Origin of the sequence: Allobosea sp. LjRoot90, from assembly GCF_964254315.1 — a bacterium.
Taxonomy (GTDB): domain Bacteria; phylum Pseudomonadota; class Alphaproteobacteria; order Rhizobiales; family Beijerinckiaceae; genus Allobosea.
In genome coordinates this window covers 84,317-109,278 of sequence record NZ_CAXUTF020000002.1, presented here as the reverse complement: position 1 = coordinate 109,278, position 24,962 = coordinate 84,317, and the positions used below count along the sequence as shown (strand labels likewise).

The window sequence follows — 24,962 nt, the reverse complement described above, 5'->3', positions numbered from 1 at the left end:
GAGCATAAGACCATGTCAGCCACGCTCGCCGCCCGCGCCCGTTCCGATGCGACGCTGTCGATGCCCGCCCGCCGCTCCGCCGGTCGCCGCGCGCCCTCGGCGCCGGCTCGGCTCCTGCGCTGGTTCGCCCGGCGCCCGGGTCGCGGGCTGGTCGTGCTCCTCTTCGCAGCCGCGTCGGTGCTGATCGTCCTGAACGCGATCCTGTTCCAGAAGGGCCGCCATCCGGCGCCGATGCTCTCGCCGCCGTCGCAATCGGCGGCTCGCCCGGCCGAGCGGCGGGCCGAGACGCCGACGCTCGCGGAGCCGGCAGGCCCGGCCGCGTCTGCCCAGCAGGCGGTGATGCCGCCGTCTCGCCCTGGCGCCCTGGCGCCGGCTGCTCGCGACGCAGCGCCGCGCCCGCCGGCACCGGTCGCGGCTGTCCAGCCCCGGCAGGTGCAGTCGGCGCAGGCCCCGGCTCGTTCGGCTCCGGCTGCCCAACCAGCAGCGCGCGATCCGATCGCCGATCTGATCAACGGCGCCGATATCCGGCCACCGGCGGATATCCGGGGACAACGGCGCTGACGATCGAGCCCCGCGAACCACAGCGGCACCCGCCTTGCCCCGCCTGACCAGCGACTTCTGGGTTTCAGCCTATCTGCGCCAGGCGGCCCGCGATGGGCTCGTCGCGGTGCTGCGTCGGCGCGGTGCGCGCGAGGCTGGCGCCGTTTTCGTCAAGCTCGACCGCCTCGACGGCACGGCCGCTCTCTATGGCCCGGCGCCGCAGGCGCTGGCCGACGAGACCGGCGAACGACGTTTTCAGCTCGTGCTCGACGCCGATCCGCTCGCGGTCGAGGACCGGGTCGCGCGCGAAGTGCGCTTCGACAGCGATCTCTGGCTGGTCGAGATCGAGAACCGCGCCGGCGATGCGCGGCTCGAGCTCGTAGAGGGGTAGCGTCAGCCGTTACCGCCGCCGAGTCTGCGCCGTACTTCCTGAACGATGCCACGCGCCGGTGTCCGCTCGGCGCCGGATCGCGCCGGGGTGCCACTCGGATCCATGGCGGGCTGCAGGGTTCCAGGGCGGGCGTGGCGTGGTGTAACCCCACCGATCTGCTGTGCGAGCCGGCGCGCCACTGTCGGCTGCAGTGAGCGCATCAGCTCGACCAGGGCAAAAATGCGCTCGACCGAACGCGCTGCGTCGTCGCCGAGCCCGATCAGGAAGCGCGTCGCATCCTCGGGACTTGCCCCGCAGCCGATCAGCGCCAGTGCCGCGAGCCGACGCGATTGATCGTTCGCCATGGCTGCTGCGAAGCGCGCATCGCTGCCGAAGGCATCCGCCAGTGCCGCGAAGGCGCTGGGCCGATCGGAGAGCGCCGTCGCGATCAGTCCGGAGATCTGTTCGGCAGGAAGCGTTGCCGGTCGCGGCGAGGGGGCCAGCGCCTCATGGGCCGCGACGGCGTCGATCATGGCGAGGCGCTTTTCGAGGCTCGCCTGCAGGAAGAGCGGCGTCAGTTCCGTCACCGGCAGATCGGCGCGCGCCAGCAGGCTCGCACCGAGCGAGGGCGTCACGACTGCGCGCGGCAGCAACAGGTCGAGTGCTGCGTGCGGCAGCGATATCGCCGCATTGGCGACCAGCGCCGCGTCGACCTCGGCATTGTCGCAGCCGGAGAGCGTGATGCTGGCGTTGCCGGTGAGGTCTCGCCGGCCGGCAAGAGCCACTCTCGCCTCGCTGTCTCCTTCGGCTGCGATCTCTTCGATCTCCGTCGCGGAGAGCGGCATGCCATGGCCGATCAGCGCGGCCAGCACCTCGCCTCCGCGGGCACGGAGGCCGGCGAGCACTTCATGCGGCGCATGCGGCCAGCTCGCGAGCTTGCGGGCGAGGATCGTTGCGGTGGCGTCATCGATCACCGGGATCGAGGCCTCCGCCATGGCGCGGAAGGCCTCCATGTCCTCGGCCGACGGGCTCGGCGTCGCCAGCAGCAAATCGGTCTTCACCCGTAGCGCGACCTGGCGCAGATCGAGCCCGCCGTCGCTGGCCAGCCTGGCGAGCTCGGCGAGATCTGTGGCGATGCGGGACGGCATGGGTTGCTTCTCGTCAACGAATTTCACGTTGCGGCAACTTATCCCCGATGCGTTAGCACAGCGTTAACCATGATGCGTGCTGATGGTGCGGAGGATGGCGGCGTAGCTCGCGCGTGAGTCCGATCTTACGTGTCATCCGCGAATTGGGCACAGGCGCCAGCAAGGGAGGCGCATCATGGCAGACGTCATTCCTTTTGCGCCGCGCAGGCGCTCAGCCAGCCAGAGCCCCGCAGCGGAGGGCCCTTCCGGGCAAATCCTGTTCTTCACCGGCGTCCGTTACGAGCGCCAGCCCGAGCCCGCCGCGAGTAAGCCGCCGCGACGGCCGCGCCCCGCCGGCCGCGGCGAGCGCGAGACACGGCGCAGGCGCCCTGGCTGAAGGTGCTGGATCACGATGGCCCTGGGTCGAAGCGACCCGAACCATGATGTGGCCGATTTTCGATCATTTTGAGCAGGGTTGATGCGAAAAGCCGGTTCCCACTGTTTCGTATCCCGCTCCATCGCAGCCGCGGCGCTGTCCGGTCTCGTGCTCGCGGGCTGCTCGACCACCGGCGATCTCGGCCGTCCCCGTCCAAACATCTTCGCCGACCAGATCGCGCCTGCCGTTGGTGAATGGAGCGCGCGCTTCCGCGGCGAGGCCTCGTCCTGGTTTCATATGACCGACGACGAGGAGCAGTTGCGGGCCCGCGCCTGGCGGATCGTCCTGCCTGCCCATGAGCGCAGTCATTTCGAACGGGAGGTCTCCAAGCTCGCCCATGCCCGCATCCTGCCGGTCGAGGCCCAGTCGAACGATGTCGCCGCCTATCACGGCGCCCTGACCTCCGGCTCCTTCGTCTCGCAGGCGTCGCGCTATAATCGGCTGGCCGAAGACGCCAATGGCGACAGGCTGCTGCTCGGCCAGTTCCGCGCCAACGCCTTGCGCGTCATCAATGCCGATCGCGCCCGCCTGCGTGCGCTCGACGCCTCGCAGCAGGTGCCGCCCGAACAGCGCGATCCGGCCACTCAGCGCGTCGCCGAGAATGAAGGGCTGATGCTCTGGGTCTGCGAGCGGGCCCGTTTCAGGCTGAAGAGCTACCGCTTCTCGCTCGACAATCTCGTCGTCGAGATGCCCTCGCGCGAGGCCGTCCGGGCCGAGCGCGCCATCATGGGGCTGGAGAGCGAGCTGGGCGGCGCCTGCAATCTGCCGCTGATCGGCATGTTCGGCGGAAAGGGCGAGGGCGCGCCGGCGGGGCGGGGACCGGTCGTCTACAAGGGCTAGCCGGCCTGCGTCCGATCTCCGATTTCAGGCGCAAAACAGGATTCCCATTCCTGTGGAATTGGGTCTAGCCTGCCGACCATGAGCTGGCGAACGGTGGAGTGACCCCATGTCAGTCGCGCACGTCAGGTTCACCCCCTCGGTTGCGGCGGAAACCCCCAGCGATCCGCCTGTCGACCAGGGCCATCGCCACGAGGCCGGCGTCGTCGCCTCGAGCGTCTATGCCCATGGCGTCCGCATCGCCGACGTCCCGATCGATGAGGCCGGCGAATGGGCCCGCAAGGACGGCCATGTCGTCTGGATCGGACTGCTCGAGCCCGAGGCGGCCTTGCTGAAATGCGTGCAGGAGCAGTTCGGCCTGCATCCGCTTGCGGTCGAGGACGCGACCAACGCCCATCAGCGCCCGAAACTCGAGCAATATGGCGACGCGCTGTTCGTCGTCGCCCGCACCGCCCAGATGGTCGATAAGCGTATCGCTTTTGGCGAGACGCATATCTTCATCGGCCGTGGCTACATCGTCAGTGTCCGCCACGGCGCCTCGACCTCGTACACATCGGTCCGGCAGCATTGGGAGACCTGCCCGACTTCGCTGGCCAAGGGCGAAGATTTCATCCTCTACGCGATCCTCGATTTCATCGTCGATAATTACATGCCGGTGCTCGAGTCGATCCATGACGAGGTCGAGGAGATCGAGGACAAGATCCTCGCCCGGCCGATGACGCGCACCGACATCGAGCGGCTCTACATGCTCAGGCGCGACCTGCTGCGCCTGCGCAACGCGGTCGGGCCGCTGGTCGATGTCTGCCAGAGGCTGAGCAATGGCAGCGTGCCGCAGGTGCGCCCGACGCTCGCACCGATGTTCCGCGACGTGACCGACCATGTCCGCACTGTCCAGGAGAAGATCGACAGCTTGCGGGAGGTGCTCGCCTTCGCTTTCGAGGCGAGCCTGCTCGTCGGTCAGAGCCAGGAGAATTCGATCACCAAGCGGCTCGCCTCCTGGGCGGCCATTCTCGCGGTGCCGACGGCGGTCGCCGGCATCTACGGCATGAACTTCAAGAATATGCCGGAACTGGAGATGCACTACGGCTATTACGGCGTCCTGGCGGTGATCGTCACCACCTGCCTGACGCTGTTCTGGCGTTTCAAGCGCAATGGCTGGCTCTAGGCGCGGCTAGTCCGCGAGACCGCATGCCACGCCCGTCGCCAGCGCTTCCGCCTCGCTGCGGTCGAAGGCGCGGCGGACTATAACGCGCGCGACGACGAGCCCTTGCTGCGAGGGCGAGATCACACGTAGTTCGCGCGAGGTTTCGCCCTCCTCGTCATTGGCCAACCGCTCGTCGAGCTGCTCCTGAGTCATCACCACGAATTCGAGGATGCCGCGGATCGCGGCCCGGTCGGTGATCGCATAGGCGACGCCGCCGCCGCGCCGGTGAACGGTGAGGCCGAGCGGCAACGAGCCGGTGCGAGCGACGACGCGTAGCGGCCCCGCCGCGAGGTCGTAGCTGCACACGGCCGCGACGCTGTTCGGATCGGTGTCGAGCATGGCAGGTAGTCCGGCCGGCGGCGGCGTCACCAGCTCGGCTCGGCCTTTCATGCCCAGCGCCGCGTAGACGGTGGCGGCGTCGCCCGAAGCCAAGACGGGAACCCTCAGCACGGTGACGATGTGGACGATGCCGGCGAGCACCAGCCCGGCCAGCGTCAGCAGCACGAGCCGCAGCAGCCCGCTCCCGAGCCGCGACAGCCAGCGGCGCGGCCGCGATTGGCCTGCGATCGTGGGCCGGCTCGCCGCAGGCAATGCTCCGGTGTTGTCCGCAGCACTCATCGGCAGTCGATCCGTGCGATGCGGGGCAGGGCGCTTGGTCTGAGTTCGCCGGCATGGCTCGAGATCGGCGTATCGTAGAGCCGCAGGCGAAGCTGGAAACGTCCTCCGGCCGGCAAGGGCAGCCAGTTGCCGGCCTCGGGCGCCGTCGCCAGCACGATACGCATGCCGCCGCGCTCGCCGCGGACGATCTCGGCGTCGGTGAAGCTCACGCGCCCGGCGGTGGACTGCAGGGACCGGCCGGCGGGGTCGGCGATGTCGAGCGACCAGCCGCGCGCCGGTGGCGTTGTTCCGTTGACGAGATAGCGGCAACGGGCGTCGAGCGTCTGCCCGGCATCGTCTTCCTTGGCGATGAGCTCGAGGCCTTCGCCGGCTCCGAGCGGCAGGTGGACGCCGCGCGCCAGATAGGCGCGCATGTAGGGATCGATGTCGCGCGCACCGCTGTTCGGCCAGGTCGTCCAGGCACCGATCTGAACGCGGCCAACCCAGGGCCGCTCCGCCACCGCATAGCGTGCCGAGACGAGGCCGAGGCCGGCGCCGAGCGCGATCACATAAGCGAGGGGGAGTACGCGCATGGGACGATCTTGGTTCGCATCGGCGTCTGAGCCTAGCGAATGACGGAGAGGCCGGTGGGAGCGCCCCGGATCCCGGCCTGGACGGAGGCGCGGGCGGCTCGCGGGGCCTCAACCGACTTGAACATCGTGCCGACGGCGGAGAGCACCTCGAAGGATTTGCGCGACATATGGCCGGCGCTGGCGCCGGCTGCGGGATCGCTGGCTTTCGCCACCACGGTCTTGGCATCGCCCGGCTGCGGCGTCACACCCGGGATCGGCTTCAGCTCGATGCCCTGATGCGCGAAGCCCATGATCTCCTTCCAGGTCATAGCCGGCAGCGAGCCGCCGGTCATGTTGTTGGTCTCGGAGGAATCGTCGTTGCCGAACCAGATCGCGCCGACGAGATTGCCGGTATAGCCGACATACCAGGCATCCTTGTAGCCATTGGTCGTGCCGGTCTTGCCGGCGCTGACGACGCCGTCGAGCGCGGCACGCCGGCCGGTGCCGGCAGTCGGCACGGTCGACAGCATCTGGTTCATCTCGAAGGCGACCTGCGTACTCAGCACCTGCGCCGGTGCCGGCTCGTCGCGGTCATGGCGGTAGATCTCCTCGCCGGCCGAATTGCGGATATCGAAGGCGGCGTAGGGCTTGGCCCGCTTGCCGCCATTGGCAAAAACGGCATAGCCGGCAGCCTGGTCTATGACCGTCACTTCCGCTGCGCCGATCGGCAGCGAGACAGTGTCGATCAGCGGCGTGGTCAGGCCCATGGCCCGGCAGGTCTCGACGATCTTCGTCCGGCCGATGCGCGCGGCGCGGGCCTCATGCGTCTCGCCGGTGGCCTTGCCGATCGCGATCGACATCTGCACCGGGATCGTATTGATCGACTTTGCCAGCGCCACCGTCAGCGGCATCGAGCCGGCATAGGAGCGCCCGTAATTGTTCGGGCACCAGTTGCCGATGCAGACGGGCCGGTCGGTGACAACAGTCGTCGGCTTGTATAGCCCGGCGCTCATCGCCGCGGCATAGACATAGGGTTTGAACGAAGACCCGGGCTGGCGCAGGCTCGATGTGGCGCGATTGAACTGGCTCGCGCCATAGTCGCGCCCGCCGACGATGGCGCGCACCGCCCCGTCAGGGTCCATGATCACCGCCGCCGCCTGCTTGGCCCGATAGGCCGGGCCGTGCTGGCGCAGGATCGTCTCGACCGCTTCGTCGGCGCGCTTCTGGATCGCCGGATCGTACGGTGTCTTGATCGTCAGCACTCTCTCAGGGCCGAGCTTGCCGTCCTCAGCGAGCTTGCGGGCCTCGTCGAAGGCCCAGTCGAGATAGTAGTCCGGGCTGGAGTCGCGCTTGCGGTCGATTGGCGTCGCGGGATTGCGCTTGGCCGAATCGACCTGGCCGGCCGTCATGAAACCGGCATCGACCATGGCGTTGAGCACGTCGTTGGCCCGCGCCCGCGCCGCCGGCAGGTTGACATGCGGAGCGAACTTGCTCGGAGCCTTGAACAGGCCGGCGAGCATCGCCGCCTCCGCCAGGCTGACATCCTTCACCGACTTGCCGAAATAGTAGTCGGCTGCGGCCGCGACCCCGAACGTGCCACCGCCCATATAGGCGCGGTCGAGATAGAGCTTGAGAATCTCGTTCTTGGTCAGCCGGTATTCCAGCCAGAGCGACAGGAAGGCTTCCTTGATCTTGCGATCGAGCGAGCGCTCGTTGTTGAGGAAGAGATTCTTCGCCAATTGCTGCGTGAGCGACGAGCCGCCCTGAACCACGCCCGAGGCGCGAGCGTTGACGGTGAGCGCCCGGAAGGTGCCGAAGATGTCGATGCCGAAATGGTCGTAGAAGCGCCGATCCTCGGTCGCCAGCACCGCCTTGAGCAGGTGGTCCGGGAACTCCTCGAGCTTCAGCGAATCGTCATGGCGGGCGCCGCGATGGCCGATCTCCGAGCCGTAGCGGTCGAGGAAGGTGACGGCGAAAACCTGGTTCTTGAGCGCCTCTTCGCGCCCCTCCTGGAAGGAGGGGATCGCCAGCATCAGCATGACGATCGCGCCAGCGATGCCGACGTTCAGCCCCTCGCTGGCGAATTCGGCTGCGAGCCGTTTCGGCCCGCTGACGGTCAGCCGATCGGTCGCGCTGCGGATGCGTTCATAGATATCGCCGGCGCGATGGCCGGCCGCATAGAGCGAGGCGCCGATCCATGCGTCGACGCTCAGCGCGAGGCGCTTCAGGCGGGTCGTCCAGCGGGCCTTCCTGAACTCCATCACGGCTTTGGGCTACCCTGAGCATGCCCGCGGCTCGCGCACGCGGCGTCCGGACCGGCCAGCGAACGCCCGGCCCGATCCCAGAAGGTAAGTGCTCGGCGCCTGCAACGGAAGAGGGCAGCGGTGCAGTTGCACGGCAAAAACGGATGCTCTGCAGTACGCTCAGGTCTTCGTCGCGAGCAGCGCGAAACGGGTCGACGACGCCAGCCGGAGCGCATCGTGCAGGGCGGCATGGCGCTGCTGCGCCTTCACCACCTGTGCATAGTCGGCAGGCTCGATATGGGCGAAGCCGGCTTGGCGCAGCATGCCGGAGAGACGCTCCACGCTCAGGCCATCGCGGAAGAAGAAGCGGCTGGTGATCGAGTCGAAGGCCTGGCGGTCGGCGGCGTGCGGGGCTGCGCCGGCGCGCTCGCGCAGGAAGGTCGCCGCCCGGTTGAGCAGGCCCTGCAGCCAGGAGCGGTTGATCCAGTCGCCGTCGATGACGAGCAGCTTGCCGCCGGGCTTCAGGACCCGAAACCATTCGGCGAAGGCTGCCTCAGGATCGGTCAGCGTCCAGACCAGATGGCGCGTCACCAGCGCGTCGTAGCTCTCGTTGTCGTCGAGCAGCCGCTCGGCATCGCCTGCTAGGATGCGGGCCCTGTCGCCATGCTTGGCGCGGGCGCGGACCAGCATCTCCTCGGAGAAGTCGATCGCCGTGACCTCATGCCCGAGCGAGAGCAAAGCGCGAGTGATCTCGCCGGTGCCGCAGGCGAGGTCGAGCACCTCGCGTGGTTCAGCGCCGAAGGACTGGCGCAGCAGCGACTGGAAGGCGGCGAGCTCGGCGTCGGACTTGATGGCGTGGCCGACCTGCTGGTCGAAGGTGGCAGCCCGGCCGGACCAATAGGACCGGATTTCCTCCTTGAGGGAGAAATTGGCGCCGGGAGTGGGGAGGCTGCTGTCGGACATTGGCATTCGCCACGCGGAACTAGAGGGGAATTAAGCCGCCGGTCAGGCCGACGCCAGCTGCGTTACGCTATGCGTCCGCCTGCGAGCGGAGCCATGGACGACGACGAAGGGCGTCTCGCCTTCAGCCGCCTCGACCCTTGCGACGACGCCGTAGATCTCTTCGAGCAGGGCCGGCGTGATGATCTCGCGCGGGTCGCCGAAGGCGGCAAGCCGGCCCTTGGCCAGCACCATCACCTTGTCGGCGATGCGCAGCGCCTGGTTGAGGTCGTGGATCGCGATCAGCACGCAGACCTGCCGCTCGCGCGCCAGCCGCGAGACAAGGCTCAGCACCTCGAACTGGCGGTGCAGGTCAAGCGCGCTGGTCGGCTCGTCGAGCAGCATGATCTCGGGCCGGCGCACCAGCGTCTGGGCGATCGAGACGAGCTGGCGCTGGCCGCCCGAGAGCTCACCGAGACCGCGGAAGGCGAGGTCGGCGATGTCGAGTGCGTGCAGCGCCTCGTCGATGGCCGACAACTCGTCGTCGCCGACACTCCAGGAGCCGCCCTGCTTGCGGGCGAGCAGGATCGATTCGTAGACGGTCAGCACCGCGTTCACCGCCGTATCCTGCGGCAGGTAGCAGGGCGTCTTGCCGTGGGCGCTGACGACCTCGACCGAGCCTGCTCCCGGGATCAGTCCGGCGATGCGGCGGAACAGGCTCGACTTGCCGGCGGCATTGGGGCCGATCACGGCGACAATCTCGCCGCCCTTCATCTCTGGCGTGCTGATCCCGCTGAGGATCTGGCGTTTGCCATAGGCGACGCCGACATCGTTGAGCGTCAGGCGCTTCACCATGAGCGCCTCCGGCTGGTCAGGATCAGGCTGAAGAAGAAGGGCACGCCGACCAGCGCCGTGACGATGCTGATCGGGAAGATCAGACCGGGGATCAGCGACTTGCTGACCACGGAGGAGGCCGACAGGATCGCGGCGCCGGCCAGTGCCGAAGCCGGCAGGAAGAAGCGCTGGTCCTCGCCGATCACCATCCGAGCGATATGGGGTCCGACCAGGCCGATAAAGCCGATCGTGCCGACGAAGGCGACCGGCACCGCCGCGAGCAGGGCGACGAGCAGCATGGTTTCCAGCCGCAAATACCTGACGTCGATGCCGAAGCTTGCCGCCTTCTCGTCGCCGAGTCGCAGGGTCGTCAGTGCCCAGGCCCGGCGCGCGAACAGCGGGATGCAGAGGATAAGCACGGTCGAGGTGATCGCCAGCTTGTGCCAGTTCGCCTTGGTCAGCGAGCCCATCATCCAGAAGACGACGGCGCCTAACGCCTGCTCGGAGGCGAAGAACTGCAGCAGCGACAAAAGGGCGTTGAAGGTGAAGACCAGCGCGATGCCGAGCAGCACCACCGTCTCGGTCGTGACGCCGCGGCGCTGGCTCAGCACATGGATCAGCATGGAGGCGCCCATCGCCATGATGAAGGCGTTGAGCGGCACGATGTAGTCGATCGCGAGCGGCACGATGGCGACGCCGAAGACCAGCGCCAGCGCCGCCCCGAAGCTCGCTGCCGCCGAGATGCCGAGCGTGAACGGGCTGGCGAGCGGGTTGTTCAGCACGGTCTGCATCTGCGCACCGGCAATCGCCAGCGACGCGCCCGTCACGACCGCCATCAGCGCGACCGGCAGGCGGATATCCCAGATCACGACCCTCACTGCCGCCGGCGCCGTCGAGGGCGAGATCAGCGCGTTGACGACCTCGGTTACGCTGTAGCGAGCCGGACCGAGCATCAGGTCGACGATCAGGCAGGCCAGCAACACGGCAGCGAAGCCGACGAGGATCAGCTTGCGGCGCAGCGACAGCGCCCGGTAGGCGTCGCGGCCCTGGGCTATGGCCCGCGACGCCTCAGCCGGCTCAGTCTCGATCTCGTCGGCGCTGGCCGGAGCAAGGCTCATTTGCCGGCCTCGAGCGAGACCCACAGGCCGGGCTCATAAGGCAGGGGTAGGAAGCGCTCGTGCAGCGCCTTCATGGTGGCGCCCGGATCCACATCCTTGAACAGATCGGGGTGCAGCCACTTCGCGATCTCCTGGATCGCCACAAACTGGTAGGGGCTGTTGTAGAACTGGTGCCAGATGCCGTGGACGCGGCCGTTCTTGACGGCCGCGGTCTGCGTGAAGGCCGGGCGCTTCATCAGATTGGTCAGCTTGCGGCGCGCCTCGGTCATGTTGGCGCCGTAGCCGAGGCCGACCCAGTTCCCGCCCGGGACATAGCCGTCCCAGTTGCTGCCGGTGACGATCACGACATCGGGGTTGGACGCGACGATCTGCTCGGCGTTGACGGTACCGAAGGTGCCGGGGATCAGCGGCGTCGCCAGGTTCCGGCCGCCGGCGAACTCGACCATCTTGCCAAAGTTCTCATTGCCGAAGGACATGCAGCAATCGTCGGAATAGCCGCCGGCGCGCTCGACCATGACTAGCGGGCGCTTGAGATCGGTCGCCTTGGCAAGGCGATCGGTCACGACCTTGATCTGCTCGGCGCGGAACGTGATGAAGTCCTCGGCGACCTGCTCCTTGCCGAAGAGCTTGCCGATCAGCCGCATCGACGGCTCGGTATGCTCGAACGGCTTCTCACGGAAGTCGACATAGACGACCGGGATGCCGACCGAGGCGAGCTTCTCGACCAGCTTGGCCTCGTCGCTGGCGATCTTGGCCTCGATGTTGAGGAAGAGCACGTCGGGCTTGAGCGCGATCGCCTGCTCGATGTCGAAGGCGCCTTCCTTCATGCCGCCGAAGGTCGGCAGCTTGGCGATCTGCGGATAGCGCTTCTCATAGCCGCGATAGGTCTCGGGATCGGCCTTGCCGAGATCGTCGCGCCAGCCGACGACACGCTTGAACGGCTCGTCCTTGTCGAGCGCGCCGACGAAATACATCTGCCGGCCTTCGCCGAGGATGATCCGCTTGACCGGAGCCTCGACCTCGACCTTGCGTCCGACGATGTCGGTGACCGTGACCTTGTCGGCCAAGGCGGAAAGGGACGCGACGGTGAGGCCGGCGGTAACGGTAAAGGCGCGCAGCAGATGTCGGCGGGTCAGCATCGGGAAGGCTCGCGAGCAGGGGAATTCTTCCTCCCGTTAGGCCGATCCGAGTATTCGGTCAATTTCCATAGATTATAATCTCTCTAAACAAAGATTAGAATGAATGTAAATTTCTGAGAGGAGGCGCGCCCTGCTGCGACGCTCGCGCGCTTCCCTCGGCAGCCGCGGCAGGGCATAAGCGATCATGGCCGACCCGATGACCGAAAGCGCGCCTTTCTGGCGCACCAAGACGCTCGAGGAGATGACCGAGGCGGAGTGGGAATCGCTCTGCGACGGCTGCGGTCGCTGCTGCCTGGTCAAGCTCGAGGACGATGACACCGGCCGCATCCATGCCACCGATATCGGCTGCCGCCTGTTCGACGCGGGCACCTGCCGCTGCCATGACTACGCCAACCGCTCGAAGACCGTCCCCGATTGCGTCACGCTCACGCCCGAGGCGGTGCGCACGCTGCCTTGGCTGCCACCCACTTGCGCCTACAGGTTGGTAGGGGAGGGCAGGGACCTGCCGTGGTGGCATCCGCTCGTCTCGGGCGATCCGCAGACGGTCGTCGCTGCAGGGGTGTCCGTCCGCGACCGCGTCTACGCCAATGAAGACGAGGTCGCCGAGGAGGAGATCGTCGAGCGCATCGTCAACTGGCCATTGCGCTGGCCGAAGGCGGCCCGCGCCAAGAGAACTGGCTGAGCGCAAGACGGCAGTCGCTTCGCTCGACTACCTGAAGCGCAAATTCTCGCGCGACAGCTGATCCAGCCTGGTCACGCCCATCAACTTCATGCCGCGCTCGACCTCGGTCTTGAGCTGGCCGAGCGCGCGTTCGACGCCTGGCTGCCCGGCGGCCGCGAGCGGATAGAGGTAGTAGCGCCCGACGCCGACGGCCTTGGCGCCGAGCGACAGGGCTTTCAGCACATGCGAGCCACGCTGGATGCCGCCATCCATGATCACGTCGATGCGATCACCGACGGCGTCGACGATCTCGGCAAGCTGATCGAAGGCTGCGCGCGAGCCATCGAGCTGCCGGCCGCCATGATTGGACAGGATGATGCCGCTGCAGCCGATCTCGACCGCGCGCCTGGCGTCCGCCACCGACATGATGCCCTTCAGGCAGAATTGCCCGGACCAGAGCCTGACCATCTCGGCGACGTCGTCCCAGGTCATCGCCGGGTCGAGCATTTCGGTGAAGTAGCGGCTGATCGACATCGCGCCGCCGCCCATGTCGACGTGCTTGTCGAGCTGCGGCAGGCTGAATTTCTCATGGGTGAGGTAGTTCAGCGCCCATTGCGGCTTGATCGCGAACTGCGTCACGCCGGCGAGGTTGAGCCTGAACGGAATCGAGAAGCCGGTGCGCAGGTCGCGCTCGCGATTGCCGCCGGTGATGCTGTCGACGGTCAGCATCATCACATTCACGCCGGCCTCCTTGGCGCGCTCCATCATCGCCCGGTTCAGGCCGCGATCCTTGTGGAAATAGAACTGGTAGACCTGCGGGCCGCTATGGGTCTTGCGCAGCTCCTCGATACTGACGGTTCCCAGCGACGACACGCCGAACATGGTGCCGTAGCGGGCCGCCGCCGCAGCGACCGCGCGCTCGCCCTGGTGATGGAAGAGCCGCTGCAGGGCGGTCGGCGAGCAGTAGAACGGCACGGCGAGCTTCTGCCCCATCACGGTGACCGTGGTGTCGACGCTGCTCACGCCGCGCAGAACGTTGGGAACGAGGTCGCAGCGCTCGAAGCTCTCGGAGTTTCGCCTAAGGGTGACCTCGTCATCGGCGCCGCCGTCGATGTAGTTGAAGATCGGCCCTGGCAGCCGCTTCCTGGCGAGGGTGCGGAAGTCGTGGAAATTGTGGCAGTCGTTCAGGCGCATCGTTCGCTTCGACGTCGTTCGGGACATGTGAGGGCGGCGCGGGCAACCGCTAAGTCGGCGCCGGCCGCCGCTCCTCAAGGCGGGGGCGGCACCCTATCGCGCAGCGTCGGCCTTGGCCATATTGCGCCGCCTGTCGCTGCGCGGTCTGTGATTGCCGGGCAGCGAGTTGGCACTGCGCATGCTCATTGATTGTTCATGCGCTTTTCGGCATGACCACGCCGCATCGGTGCGCTGCAGCAAGCGGGCACCGCAGATGCGAACCATGCGGGCGCGCCGGCGTTCATTGCCGGTCACCAACGTTGGGAAAGGCAGGCTATGGCAGGCGAGAAGTGGGTCTACACCTTCGGCGACGGCAAGGCCGAAGGCGAGGCGGGCATGAAGAACCTGCTCGGCGGCAAGGGCGCGAACCTGGCCGAGATGAGCAATCTCGGGCTTCCGGTGCCTCCGGGCTTCACCATCACCACCGAGGTCTGCACCTGGTACTACGACAACGGCAAGAAATTCCCGGCTGCGCTCGACGCTGAGACCAAGGCGGCGCTCGCCGGCATGGCCAAGCTGACCAGTAAGACCTTCGGCGATCCGGCCAATCCGCTGCTCGTCTCTGTCCGCTCCGGCGCGCGCGCCTCGATGCCGGGCATGATGGACACCGTCCTCAATCTCGGCCTCAACGACGTCACCGTCGAAGCCGTCGCCAAGGCCTCGGGCGATGCCCGCTTCGCTTTCGACAGCTATCGCCGCTTCATCACCATGTACTCGAACGTCGTGCTCGACATCGACCACGGCCATTTCGAGGAGGCGCTTGAGGACTACAAGGAGCGCAAAGGCCTCAATCTCGATACCGACCTCTCGGCCGATGACTGGAAGGTGCTGGTCGGCAAGTACAAGGAGATCGTGAAGAAGGAGCTCGGCTCCGACTTCCCGCAGGATCCGCAAGAGCAGCTCTGGGGCGCGGTCGGCGCCGTGTTCTCCTCCTGGATGAATGCCCGCGCCATCAAATACCGCGAGCTCAACAGCATCCCGGCGTCCTGGGGCACGGCGGTGAACGTCCAGTCGATGGTGTTCGGCAATATGGGCGAGACCTCCGCGACCGGCGTCGCCTTCACCCGCAATCCCTCGACTGGCGAGAACGCGCTCTATGGCGAGTTCTTGATCAACGCCCAGGGTGAGGACGTCGTTGCCGGCATCCGCACGCCGCAGGACATCACCGAGGTGGCCAAGGCCGCCGCCAAATCCGACAAGCCTTCGATGGAGAAGGCGATGCCGGAGGCCTATGCCGAGCTCTGCCGCATCTACGGCATCCTCGAGAAGCACTACCGCGACATGCAGGACATGGAGTTCACCATCCAGGAGGGCAAGCTCTGGATGCTGCAGACCCGTTCCGGCAAGCGCACCGCCAAGGCGGCGCTCAGGATCGCGGTCGAGCTCGCTCGCGAGGGCCTGATCAGCGAGCAGGAAGCGGTTGGCCGCGTCGAGCCCGGCGCGCTCGACCAGCTGCTGCATCCGACCATCGACACCAAGGCCGAACGCCGTGTGCTGACCGCCGGCCTGCCGGCGTCGCCCGGCGCCGCCGCCGGCGTGATCGTCTTCACCTCCGAGGCGGCCGAGGCTGCCAAGAAGGGCGGCAAGAAGGTCATCCTCGTGCGCGTCGAGACCTCGCCCGAGGATATTCACGGCATGCACGCCGCCGAAGGCATCCTGACAACGCGCGGTGGCATGACCTCGCATGCGGCGGTCGTGGCGCGCGGCATGGGCAAGCCCTGCGTCTCCGGGGCCGGCCAGATTCGCGTCGACTATGCCAAGGGCACGATGACCGTCGGGTCGACCACGCTGAAGGCTGGCGATTTCATCACCGTTGACGGTAGCAGCGGCCAGGTGCTGCTCGGTGAGGTCAAGATGCAGCAGCCGGAGCTCTCCGGCGACTTCAGGACGCTGATGGGCTGGGCCGACAAGGTGCGGCGCCTCAAGGTCCGCGCCAATGCCGAGACCCCGCGTGACGCCAAGGCGGCGCGCGAGTTCGGCGCCGAAGGCATTGGGCTTTGCCGCACCGAGCACATGTTCTTCGACGCCGGCCGCATCCTGGCCGTGCGTGAGATGATCCTGGCCGAGGACGAGAAGGGTCGGCGCGCCGCGCTCGCCAAGCTCCTGCCGATGCAGCGCCAGGACTTCGTCGAGCTCTTCGCCATCATGCAGGGCTTGCCGGTGACGATCCGCCTGCTCGATCCGCCGCTGCACGAGTTCCTGCCGCACACCGATGACGAGATCGCCGAGGTTGCCTCGGCGATGGGCACGACCGCCGAAAAGCTGAAGCGCCGCGCCGCAGAACTCCACGAGTTCAACCCGATGCTCGGCTTCCGCGGCGTGCGCCTCGCCGTCGCCTATCCCGAGATCGCCGAGATGCAGGCCAGGGCCATCTTCGAGGCGGCGGTGATCGCAGCCAAGGAGACCGGGCATCCGGTCATTCCCGAGGTGATGGTGCCGCTCGTCATGGGGGCGCCCGAGCTCGACCTGGTCAAGGGCCGGATCGACGCGATGGCGGCTGCGGTGAAGCAGGAGAGCGGTGCCGAGTTCACCTATCAGGTCGGCACCATGATCGAATTGCCGCGCGCTGCGCTGCGGGCGGAGGAGATCGCCAAGAGCGCCGAGTTCTTCTCCTTCGGCACCAACGATCTGACGCAGACCACCCTCGGCATCAGCCGCGACGATGCCAGCTCCTTCCTCGGTACCTATACGGCGCGTGGCCTGCTGGAATCCGATCCGTTCGTGACGATCGATCAGGACGGCGTCGGCGAGCTGGTCAGGCTCGCCGCCGAGCGCGGCCGCAAGGCGCGCCCCGATATCAAGCTCGGCATCTGCGGCGAGCATGGCGGCGACCCGGCCTCGATCGGCTTCTGCGAGAGCATCGGCCTCGATTACGTCTCCTGCTCGCCCTTCCGCGTGCCGATCGCACGGCTTGCCGCCGCGCAGGCGGCGCTGGGAGCGATCAAGGCGAAGGACGCCTGAAAGACCCGACTGGCGACACTCTCACTGGACGCTTCGAGGCCTGCGCCTCGCAGCGTTTGAGCGTGATGTTTCGGCATTGGCGGGGCCCAAAGAGCTGTACTAGCCTTTCACGATGAAAACGACGCCCGGTCATCTCGCACGCCCCTTCGGCAGGCTCTATTACGAGGTGACCGGCTCCGGCCCGCCGATCGTCTTTGCGCATGGACTCGGCGGAAACCATCTCTCCTGGTGGCAGCAGGTGGCGCATTTCGGCCGGACGCATCGGTGCATCACCTTCTCTCACCGTGGGTTTGCGCCGTCTGATTCCATCGTGGGCGGTCCTGATCCAGAGGATTATGCTGACGATTTGGCGGCGTTGATCGCGCATCTTGAGGTGGATCGGCCGGTTCTCGTCGCGCAGTCGATGGGCGGTTGGAGCTGCCTGCGACATGCGCTCTCCAACCCCGATGCAGTGCAGGGGCTGATGATGGCCTGCACGACCGGGATGCTCGATTTTCGCAAGGCGGCGCGCGACGTTTCGGGCGAGCTTGCGAACTGGCAGGCGCGAGCCGACAAGGCGATTCCGCACTGGATCGCCGCCGATATCCATCCTGCCTGCGGCGCCGCGTTCGCGGCGCGCGAACCGGCCCGGCACGAGCTCTATAAGGCGATCGATCGGCTGAATGCAGGGCTCGACAAGGGTGCGCTGCGCCAGCGTCTCGAGCGGGCGCGCCATCGCTCGCCGGCTGAGCTTGCGAAGTTGAAATGCCCGGTGCTGTTTCTGGCCGGTGCTGATGATCTGGTCGTGCCAGCCTGCGGGCTAGAGGCCGTTGCGGCGGAGACGTCGCAGGGGCATTTCGTCTGCGTGCCGGATGCCGGTCACTCCGTCTATTTCGAGCATCCGGCCCTATTCAACGCCGAGCTTGAAAGTTTCATCGCCGGATTGCCGACCTGAGCCGATGCCACGCACCCTTACCACCATCGGCTTCGACGCGGACGACACGCTCTGGCAGAACGAGCAGTTCTTCCGGCTGACGGAGGACCGTTTCGTCGCTCTGCTTGGCGAGCATGGCGAAGCGGCCGAGATCTCCGGCAAGCTGCTCGAGGCGGAGAAGCGCAACCTCGCCTTCTACGGGTTCGGCATCAAGGGCTTCACGCTCTCGATGATCGAGACTGCGCTCGAGGTCACGCGTGGTCAGGTCCCGCAGTCGGTCATTGGCGAGATTCTCGCCGCCGGCCGCGAGATGCTGACCCATCCGGTCGAAACCCTGCCGCATGCGCAGGACACGCTCGCGGCGCTCGCCGGCCGCTACCGGCTGGTGCTGATCACTAAGGGCGACCTCTTCGACCAGGAGCGCAAGCTGGCACAATCAGGGCTCGGTGATTTCTTCGACGCGATCGAGATCGTCAGCGACAAGAGTGCCGCGACCTATGAGAAGCTGTTCGCGCGCCATGGCGATGGGCCGGAGCGGGCGCTGATGGTCGGCAACTCGCTGAAATCAGACATCGTCCCGGCGCTGGCCGCCGGCGCCTGGGCCGTCCATGTGCCGCACGATCTGACCTGGGCACTGGAGCATGCCGATGAACCGACCGGCCATGCGCGTTACCGCAAGCTGGCTGACCTCGGCGGATTGACGTCGGTGCTGCATGACATCGAGTCCTGAGGCCACTCGCCTCCGTCGCGTCGCGCGATACCTGATCGGGGTTGCCGCCGCGGCCACCGCGCTCGTCACTTTGATTGGCCTCCTGGCCGGGGTGTTCCCCTATCTGGAGCTCATCAATCACTTCCGCTGGCTGCTGTTGGCCGGTTCGAGCCTGGTGGTTGCTGCGGCCTGGTGGGCGGGTGGTCGTGTGCTTCTTCGTATCAGCGCTTCCGTCCTGATCGCGAACCTCCTGCTGGCGTCGCTGCCGCTCATGGCCCAGGCCTCGTCGGCCGCTCGGCCCACCCTGCGTGTGACGACGTTCAATCTCTGGATTGGCAACCGCGAGCCGCAGGCGGTGGTCGGCTTCCTGCGCGAGACCGATGCGGATGTCGTCGTGCTTCAGGAAATCGGCAGCCGGCTGGAACAGGAGATCATCCCACAGCTCAGGGACAAATATCCGCACGTGGTTTCTTGTGCCCGGCGGAACTGTGGTCTCGTCCTGCTGTCGAAGCTCGGCTGGCTCGACGCCGGATTCGTCGATCGTACGCGCCTGGCTCCGCCGCTCGTCTGGGCGCGCTTTGCCGGCGCGGGCAAGCCCTATGTGATCACCGGCCTGCATCTCGCCTATCCGTTTCAACCGGCGATGCAGGTTGATCAGATCGATTGGCTCGCCGAGCGCTTGCGGCAGGCAAGCGATACCCAGATCCTGGTTGGCGACTTTAACCTCACCCCCTTTTCGCTCAAGCTCAACACTCTGGCATTCCGGGCGAATTTGCGCCGCCACGCGACATTGGGCGCATCATGGCCCGCAGACCGTTTCGTGCCTGTCGTCTTGCTCGATAATCTGCTGGCCAGCCCTGAGGTCAGGGCGGTCAATGTGCGCTATGGCGCCGGCAGTTACGGCTCGGACCATTACCCGGTGACGTTCGATATCGCGCTCGACTGAAGGCACGGCCGGCGCAAACTGGACCAGCCTTGCAATTTGTGGTAGGTCGACCGATGTAAGACGAGATGCGGCCGGTTCTGGCCAATCCTCCGCGCGGGTATTCCAGCCGGCGGGCCACTTCAGATCCACCACACGTCGCTACAAGACCATGGCAAGGCGTCCGCGCGTCCGGTCCTGGGTTTCACGAATACGCGGATCTGAAGTGCAAGGATTAGTCCCGTTATGAACAAGGGCACCGTCAAGTGGTTCAACGCCACCAAGGGCTATGGCTTCATCACCCCTGAGAACGGCGGTCAGGACATTTTCGTCCACATCTCCGCCGTCGAGCGTGCCGGCCTGCGCGAGCTGCGCGAGGGCCAGGTCGTCTCGTACGAGCTGATCGCCGATCGCAAGACCGGCAAGTCCTCCGCCGGCAATCTCGCCGTCGCCTGACGATACGATCCGGGCGGACTGTTACGGTCCGTCCGTTCCAAGATCGGGCTGGCACGCCTGTCCTCGGCCGTAATGGCCGGACGATGGGGCGTGCCATGCCCGTTACACCATATCCCCCGGCGTAGTGGCTAGCGGTTCGCCGGGCGGAAAGAGACCATGCGTAGACCGAGATGGCATGCCGAGGCGCTTCCGTTCACCACGTGCGCCCCTGTCATCCGGCTCAGAAAGACCTGATTTGACAAAGTTCACCGACCTCGGCCTGGCCGAGCCGCTTCTCAAAGCGCTCGCCGCCGAAGGTTACGAGACGCCAACGCCGATCCAGGCGCAGGCGATCCCTTCCATTCGCGACGGTCGTGACCTGCTCGGCGCCGCTCAGACCGGCACCGGCAAGACGGCTGCCTTCACGCTGCCCATGCTGCATCGGCTGATGAACCAGCCGCGGCGCATGCAGCCGCGTTCCGTGCGTGCCCTCATCCTGTCGCCGACGCGCGAGCTCGCAGCCCAGATCGAGGCGAGCATCCGCACCTACGCTCAATTCACCCCGCTGAAGTCGACGGTGATCTTCGGTGGCGTGCCGGTCGGCAAGCAGATCCGCGCGCTCGGCCAGCACATCGACATCCTCGTCGCGACCCCCGGCCGCCTGCTCGACCTCGTCGACCAGCGCGCCGTCTCGCTGCGTGAGATCGAGTTCCTGGTGCTCGACGAAGCCGACCAGATGCTCGACCTCGGCTTCATCCACGCTTTGCGCAAGATCGCTACATTGATCCCTGCGAAGCGCCAGACGCTGCTGTTCTCGGCGACGATGCCGAAGGCGATCCGCGAGATTGCCTCCGCCTATCTGACCGATCCGGTCGAGGTTGCGGTTGCGCCCGTCGCGACAACTGCCGAGAAGGTCGACCAGCGCGTCATCTTCACCGAGGCCGGCCAGAAGCCGGCGCTGCTGGCGAAGACCTTGAGCGTTCCCGAGATGGAGCGCGCCATCGTCTTCACCCGCACCAAGCATGGCGCCGACAAGGTCGTGCGCCAGCTCGAGCTGGCCGGTATCGCGTCCGCCGCGATCCATGGCAACAAGAGCCAGGGCCAGCGCGAGCGCGCGCTTGGTTCTTTCCGTGACGGCGAGCTGCGCATCCTGGTTGCGACCGATATCGCTGCGCGCGGCATCGATGTCGACGGCATCAGCCATGTCGTCAATTTCGACCTGCCGAACGTGGCCGAGACCTATGTCCACCGTATCGGCCGCACCGCGCGTGCCGGAGCGTCGGGCGTGGCCATCGCCTTCTGCACGCCGGAAGAGCGTGGCGATCTCGCCGCGATCGAGAAGCTGACTACGATTGCGCTCACCCCGATCGGCGAAGTGCCGCATTGGGACGGCCGCACCCCGAAGAAGCCGCCGCAGAACCGCGGTCGCAGCCAGGGCCAGGGCCGGCCGCAAGCGCAGAACGGCCAGCGCCGCGACGGCGGCAGGGGCGGGCAGGGCCGCAACGGCCAGCGTCCGGAGCAGGGCGGTGAGCGTCAGGAGCCGCGTCGCGAGCAGTCGCGACCGCATCAGGCCCGTCAGGAGCAGCCGCGCCAGGAGCGTCCCGCTCCGCGCCATGAGGCCGGTGGAGCGCGGAAAGACGCGGTTTCCGGCAAGGAAGGGCTTGGCGGCGTCGCGTTCTTGCAGCAAAGAACGGAACAACGACGCACCGGCGGCGGTCGGCGGCGCCCGAACTGATACGCGCTAGAGCCAAGGGCCGAGCCGATATGGCTTGGCCCTCCTGCCGCAGACAAGACGAAGGATCAGCGAATGGCGAAAGAAGAACTGCTCGAATTCGACGGCACCGTGGTCGAAGTGCTTCCCGACGGCAATTATCGGGTGAAGCTCGACAATGATCACGTCATCCTGGCCTATGCGGCCGGCAAGATGAAGAAGAACCGCATCCGCACCATCGCCGGCGACCGCGTCGTCGTCGAGATGTCGCCCTACGATCTCGATCGCGGCCGCATCAATTTCCGTCAGAAGACCGCGAGCCCCGGCCCGATGCCGCCTCGCCCGCAGAACTTCCGCCGGCGCTGACGCCGTGCGCTTCAGCCGGCCCGAGCAAATCTTCGTTGCTGCCGGCATCGGGCTCGGCGCGTTCGCCTCGCTGGCCGTCAACAATGGCTGGATCGCCAAGGGCGGCAGCTTCCCGCCCTTCGTCTATGTGCTGCTGGCGCTGGCACTGGTCGAGGTCGTCGCCGGCTTCGTCACCAAGCAGGCGCCGGGCACGCTTTTCTCCATGCCCGCCCGCATCCTCGCCTTCGCGCTCGGCATCGGTGTGCTGATCCTGCTGACCGGCGGGCTCGCCTGAACGAGCACCGTCATTCTCGGTCGCAGCGAAGCGAAGCTCCATTCGCACCCGCAGACAAAAAAGCCCCGGCCGAAGCCGGGGCGTGAGGTGTTTGTTACGTGGTGACAGGTACTACGTAGAAAAACTCGAAAAACTCAGTAGCCGGACCGGGCCCAGTATTGCGAGCCGGGGCTGACCATGACCTGGCGCTGACGGGTCGCGTATTCCGCGGGCACGGTCTCGTGCACCACCCGGGTCGCGCTGATCATCACGCGCCGGCTGCGCTCGCCATAGACGGCGGGAACGACGTCGTAATCCATTGAGGCCGGGGCCACTTCGACGGTACGCTGCTGATAGCCGTACTGCGCAGGGACATACACCCAGCAGCCGGTGGTCTGGCCGTAAGCGTCACGGCTGACTTCCCAGCGCTTGGTCGCCGGCGAGATCAGGACCTTCTCGGAGACAGTCCGGTACTGGGCCGGGATGTGGCGGGCGATGCGCCTCTCGGGCTGCAGCACCACCTGCTCGTTGACGGTGTCATATTCGGCGGGAATGACCCGGGAATAGGTGCGCTCGGGGCGCACGACATAGCTTTCGTCGACCGCGCCGTAGACCGGCGGCTTCGAGACCAGCTTGTAGCAGGAGCCGCCACCGCAATTGCTGACCGGCGCGCTGTAGCAGGAGGAGCCGCCGCAGCCGCCCGCCATGGCCGGGGCGGCAAGGCCGACGAGGGCCGTGGTGGCGAGCGCCGAAAGCGAAAGAAGCTTGAACGTCATAGCTGACTCAACCCTGCATTGCGCCGCGATGCCGCTGCGTCGTTGGGGAGAGAAAGCCTGATATGATCTATGAAGACAAGGTTAACTGCGAAACAAGGTAAAATTAACCAGTCTGGGTCGGCTGCGGGCGGCCCATCCCGCAGCTGGAACGCTCGGTGAAACCAGTACTGGGCGACACCGAACTGGTCGGAAGCGCGGCCGAGCGGCTCCGCCGAAGCTTGCCTCACTCGATCGCGCCCCGCTTCATGCCGAAGCCCTCGATATAGCAGCCGCAGGACGAGTTTCTCGGCGCGGGCTCGGCTGCGCAAGAGCCGCGCGAGGTCAGGCAGACATCTCCGAAGCGGCGGCGCTGGGGCCTATCATAGCCATAGCGCGGACCGTCATCGCGATAGCGCGGGCGGTCGTAGCCATAGGGTGGCGGCGGCCTGTCGTAATCGTAGCGCGGCGCCGGCCGATAATAGGGATCGTAGTACTGGGCGTTCGCGCTCGACACGGACGAGATGGCGGTGCCGATAAGGGCTGCGATGGCAAGGGTCCGGATCATGCCTTTTCTCCTGGTCTCCCCACGGCCGTGGCCGGGTACGGATCATTGGAGAGCAGGATAAGGGCCGATCGATGAACAGGGTCTGAGCGTGGAACGCGGCGCCTTGATCGGTTGCGAAACGAGAGGCGACAAGGCAGCGCGAAGGGCAGAATCGGCTGGCGGGCCGCGCTAGGTCAGCTGCCAGCCTTCATGCTGGCGGCCCAGTAATCCTTGACCTGCTTGACCAGTGTCCCGGGCAGCGGCACGTAGCCGAGCGCTGTGGCATCGGCCGCGCCGCTCTCGAAGGAGAGCCGGAAGAAGTCGAGCACCTCCTGCGTACGGCGCGTCCGCGGCTTGGGCACCAGCGCGAAGGTCGTGGCGACGATCGGGTAGGCATCGGCGCCGGGCGCGTCGGTCAGCATCAGCGAAAAATCCTTGGCCTTGGCCCATTCGGCGCTGGCGGCCGCCGCAGTGAAGCTCGCCGGATCCGGCTTCACGAAGGCGCCGGCCTTGTTCTGCACCTGGGCGTAGGCGAGGCCGGCGCGCAGGACCTGGCCGAACTCGACATAGCCAATGGCATTCTTCGTCCGCTTCACCGCGTCCGTCATGCCCTGGCTACGCTCGGCGCCGGCGCCGACGGGCCAGGCAACCTGCGTGTTGACGCCGATCTTCTCGCGCCATTCCGGGCTCGCCTTGGCGAGATAGTCGGTCCAGTTGAAGCTCGTGCCCGAGCCGTCGGCGCGATAGATCACGCTGATCGGGGCCTCGGGCAGCTTCAGATCGGGATTGGCCGCCTTGATCGCCGGGTCGGACCAGAGCTTGATCTTGCCGAGATAGATCTCGGCGAGGAGGGCGCCGGTGAACCTGATCTGGCCAGGCCCGACGCCGTCGATGTTCACAACCGGCACGATGCCGCCCATGACGATCGGGAACTGGATCAGGGCCGAGCGCTGCAATTCCTCGGAGGAGAGCGGCCGGTCGGAGGCGCCGAAATCGGCGGCGCGCTGCGTGACGCGGACCTCGCCGCCGAGCGAGCCGATCGGCTCGTAATCGACGCCGATGTCGAGCGGGGTCATCTCGGCGCCATCTGACTTGGCGATGCGATAGCTCTGCGCCCATTTGCCGATGACCGGGAAGGCGAAGCTCGAACCGGCGCCGGTGATGGGCTCGGCGTAGGCAGGCGCCACGGACGAGGCGAGAAGGGCGCCGGCGACAGCCAGCCTGGCCAGGAGCTTCATAGCGTCTCTCACCGTCTCGGGCCCTGTGGAGGCCATTGTGAACGGGTTGACGCTAGGGCGGGGCGGTGACGCTGCGATGACGGCTTCTGCCGGCAAAACGAAAGGCCCCGCCGGCGCGGGCCGGCGGGGCCTCACCATCGGTCATGCCTGCTGGGCGTCTGCGGTGGCCGGCTCACTTGATCGACGCCTGATCATCCGCAGTAGCCAGCCGTGGCAATCCTGGCGCAATCAACGATCTTTACAGTGCGCAGATGAACTGGGCGGAGCGTCTGCATTTGCACGCAGTCGCGGCTGCATGGCTTCGC

At 66.7% G+C, this 24,962-nt stretch carries 25 protein-coding genes; 13 read left to right on the top strand and 12 right to left on the bottom strand.

The features are described from left to right. Positions 1–12: 12 nt before the first annotated feature. Complete coding sequence (locus ACSQ3M_RS07265; RefSeq protein ID WP_436149408.1) at positions 13–561, top strand: hypothetical protein; 549 nt, start codon at positions 13–15, stop codon at positions 559–561. A 34-nt stretch (positions 562–595) separates the two neighbouring features. Beyond that, positions 596–931, top strand: coding sequence for a DUF1491 family protein (locus ACSQ3M_RS07260; protein WP_436149407.1), 336 nt, complete (start codon positions 596–598; stop codon positions 929–931). Between the two features lie 2 nt (positions 932–933). Here the strand turns inward: ACSQ3M_RS07260 and ACSQ3M_RS07255 are convergent, their stop codons facing one another. Then, complete coding sequence (locus ACSQ3M_RS07255) at positions 934–2,058, bottom strand: DUF2336 domain-containing protein (RefSeq protein ID WP_436149406.1); 1,125 nt, start codon at positions 2,056–2,058, stop codon at positions 934–936. 457 nt (positions 2,059–2,515) lie between these two features. Here ACSQ3M_RS07255 and ACSQ3M_RS07250 point away from each other — a divergent pair, with 457 nt between their 5' ends. Then, positions 2,516–3,313, top strand: a complete 798-nt coding sequence (locus ACSQ3M_RS07250) for a hypothetical protein (protein WP_436149405.1) — start codon at positions 2,516–2,518, stop codon at positions 3,311–3,313. A gap of 106 nt (positions 3,314–3,419) precedes the next feature. Next, entirely contained in the window at positions 3,420–4,475 is a 1,056-nt protein-coding gene (gene corA / locus ACSQ3M_RS07245) for a magnesium/cobalt transporter CorA (protein WP_436149404.1), read from the top strand. A 6-nt stretch (positions 4,476–4,481) separates the two neighbouring features. On the opposite strand, the gene ACSQ3M_RS07240 is transcribed toward corA, so the two are convergent. The 7 genes from ACSQ3M_RS07240 to ACSQ3M_RS07210 form a co-directional block, all read right to left on the bottom strand. After that, a complete protein-coding gene (locus ACSQ3M_RS07240; protein WP_436149403.1) occupies positions 4,482–5,132 on the bottom strand; it encodes a DUF1254 domain-containing protein in 651 nt (216 codons plus the stop codon). Next, entirely contained in the window at positions 5,129–5,704 is a 576-nt protein-coding gene (locus ACSQ3M_RS07235) for a DUF1214 domain-containing protein (protein ID WP_436149402.1), read from the bottom strand. Before ACSQ3M_RS07235 ends, ACSQ3M_RS07240 begins: the two co-directional genes overlap by 4 nt. Positions 5,705–5,736: 32 nt before the next feature. Continuing rightward, a complete protein-coding gene (locus tag ACSQ3M_RS07230; protein WP_436150278.1) occupies positions 5,737–7,944 on the bottom strand; it encodes a transglycosylase domain-containing protein in 2,208 nt (735 codons plus the stop codon). A gap of 162 nt (positions 7,945–8,106) precedes the next feature. Next, complete coding sequence (locus tag ACSQ3M_RS07225) at positions 8,107–8,889, bottom strand: class I SAM-dependent methyltransferase (protein WP_436149401.1); 783 nt, start codon at positions 8,887–8,889, stop codon at positions 8,107–8,109. A 42-nt stretch (positions 8,890–8,931) separates the two neighbouring features. Continuing rightward, positions 8,932–9,717 (bottom strand): ABC transporter ATP-binding protein, encoded by a 786-nt coding sequence (locus ACSQ3M_RS07220; protein ID WP_436150277.1) that lies wholly within the window; start codon positions 9,715–9,717, stop codon positions 8,932–8,934. Beyond that, positions 9,714–10,817, bottom strand: coding sequence for a FecCD family ABC transporter permease (locus ACSQ3M_RS07215; protein WP_436149400.1), 1,104 nt, complete (start codon positions 10,815–10,817; stop codon positions 9,714–9,716). The genes ACSQ3M_RS07220 and ACSQ3M_RS07215 overlap by 4 nt, the downstream gene beginning before the upstream one ends. Further along, the gene (locus ACSQ3M_RS07210; protein WP_436149399.1) at positions 10,814–11,956 is read right to left on the bottom strand and encodes an ABC transporter substrate-binding protein; all 1,143 of its coding nucleotides are present in this window, start codon (positions 11,954–11,956) and stop codon (positions 10,814–10,816) included. The genes ACSQ3M_RS07215 and ACSQ3M_RS07210 overlap by 4 nt, the downstream gene beginning before the upstream one ends. A gap of 184 nt (positions 11,957–12,140) precedes the next feature. Between ACSQ3M_RS07210 and ACSQ3M_RS07205 the strand changes: the two genes are divergently transcribed. Next, entirely contained in the window at positions 12,141–12,638 is a 498-nt protein-coding gene (locus ACSQ3M_RS07205; RefSeq protein WP_436149398.1) for a YcgN family cysteine cluster protein, read from the top strand. A gap of 27 nt (positions 12,639–12,665) precedes the next feature. Here the strand turns inward: ACSQ3M_RS07205 and ACSQ3M_RS07200 are convergent, their stop codons facing one another. Beyond that, positions 12,666–13,811, bottom strand: a complete 1,146-nt coding sequence (locus ACSQ3M_RS07200; RefSeq protein ID WP_436149397.1) for an alpha-hydroxy acid oxidase — start codon at positions 13,809–13,811, stop codon at positions 12,666–12,668. Between the two features lie 315 nt (positions 13,812–14,126). Here ACSQ3M_RS07200 and ppdK point away from each other — a divergent pair, with 315 nt between their 5' ends. The 8 genes from ppdK to ACSQ3M_RS07160 all read left to right on the top strand — a co-directional run bounded on the left by ppdK (position 14,127) and on the right by ACSQ3M_RS07160 (position 22,141). Then, the gene (gene ppdK / locus ACSQ3M_RS07195; protein ID WP_436149396.1) at positions 14,127–16,811 is read left to right on the top strand and encodes a pyruvate, phosphate dikinase; all 2,685 of its coding nucleotides are present in this window, start codon (positions 14,127–14,129) and stop codon (positions 16,809–16,811) included. A gap of 166 nt (positions 16,812–16,977) precedes the next feature. Then, positions 16,978–17,745: an alpha/beta fold hydrolase gene (locus ACSQ3M_RS07190; RefSeq protein ID WP_436149395.1), complete on the top strand. Its 768-nt coding sequence runs from the start codon at positions 16,978–16,980 to the stop codon at positions 17,743–17,745. Between the two features lie 4 nt (positions 17,746–17,749). Continuing rightward, entirely contained in the window at positions 17,750–18,454 is a 705-nt protein-coding gene (locus ACSQ3M_RS07185; RefSeq protein WP_436149394.1) for an HAD family hydrolase, read from the top strand. Continuing rightward, positions 18,438–19,379, top strand: coding sequence for an endonuclease/exonuclease/phosphatase family protein (locus tag ACSQ3M_RS07180; RefSeq protein ID WP_436149393.1), 942 nt, complete (start codon positions 18,438–18,440; stop codon positions 19,377–19,379). The genes ACSQ3M_RS07185 and ACSQ3M_RS07180 overlap by 17 nt, the downstream gene beginning before the upstream one ends. A gap of 222 nt (positions 19,380–19,601) precedes the next feature. Further along, complete coding sequence (locus tag ACSQ3M_RS07175; protein ID WP_110488019.1) at positions 19,602–19,811, top strand: cold-shock protein; 210 nt, start codon at positions 19,602–19,604, stop codon at positions 19,809–19,811. A 235-nt stretch (positions 19,812–20,046) separates the two neighbouring features. Further along, the gene (locus ACSQ3M_RS07170) at positions 20,047–21,525 is read left to right on the top strand and encodes a DEAD/DEAH box helicase (protein ID WP_436149392.1); all 1,479 of its coding nucleotides are present in this window, start codon (positions 20,047–20,049) and stop codon (positions 21,523–21,525) included. A gap of 72 nt (positions 21,526–21,597) precedes the next feature. Then, positions 21,598–21,867 carry a translation initiation factor IF-1 gene (infA, locus tag ACSQ3M_RS07165; RefSeq protein WP_057187732.1) on the top strand — a complete coding sequence of 90 codons (270 nt, stop codon included), beginning with the start codon at positions 21,598–21,600 and terminating at the stop codon, positions 21,865–21,867. Between the two features lie 4 nt (positions 21,868–21,871). After that, a complete protein-coding gene (locus tag ACSQ3M_RS07160) occupies positions 21,872–22,141 on the top strand; it encodes a hypothetical protein (RefSeq protein ID WP_436149391.1) in 270 nt (89 codons plus the stop codon). Positions 22,142–22,275: 134 nt separating this feature from the next. Here the strand turns inward: ACSQ3M_RS07160 and ACSQ3M_RS07155 are convergent, their stop codons facing one another. From ACSQ3M_RS07155 to pstS, 3 genes are all read right to left on the bottom strand, one after another. Then, positions 22,276–22,896, bottom strand: coding sequence for a hypothetical protein (locus tag ACSQ3M_RS07155; RefSeq protein ID WP_436149390.1), 621 nt, complete (start codon positions 22,894–22,896; stop codon positions 22,276–22,278). Between the two features lie 223 nt (positions 22,897–23,119). Then, positions 23,120–23,440 (bottom strand): hypothetical protein, encoded by a 321-nt coding sequence (locus ACSQ3M_RS07150; RefSeq protein WP_436149389.1) that lies wholly within the window; start codon positions 23,438–23,440, stop codon positions 23,120–23,122. Positions 23,441–23,613: 173 nt separating this feature from the next. Next, positions 23,614–24,657, bottom strand: a complete 1,044-nt coding sequence (gene pstS / locus ACSQ3M_RS07145; protein WP_436149388.1) for a phosphate ABC transporter substrate-binding protein PstS — start codon at positions 24,655–24,657, stop codon at positions 23,614–23,616. Positions 24,658–24,962 lie beyond the last annotated feature (305 nt).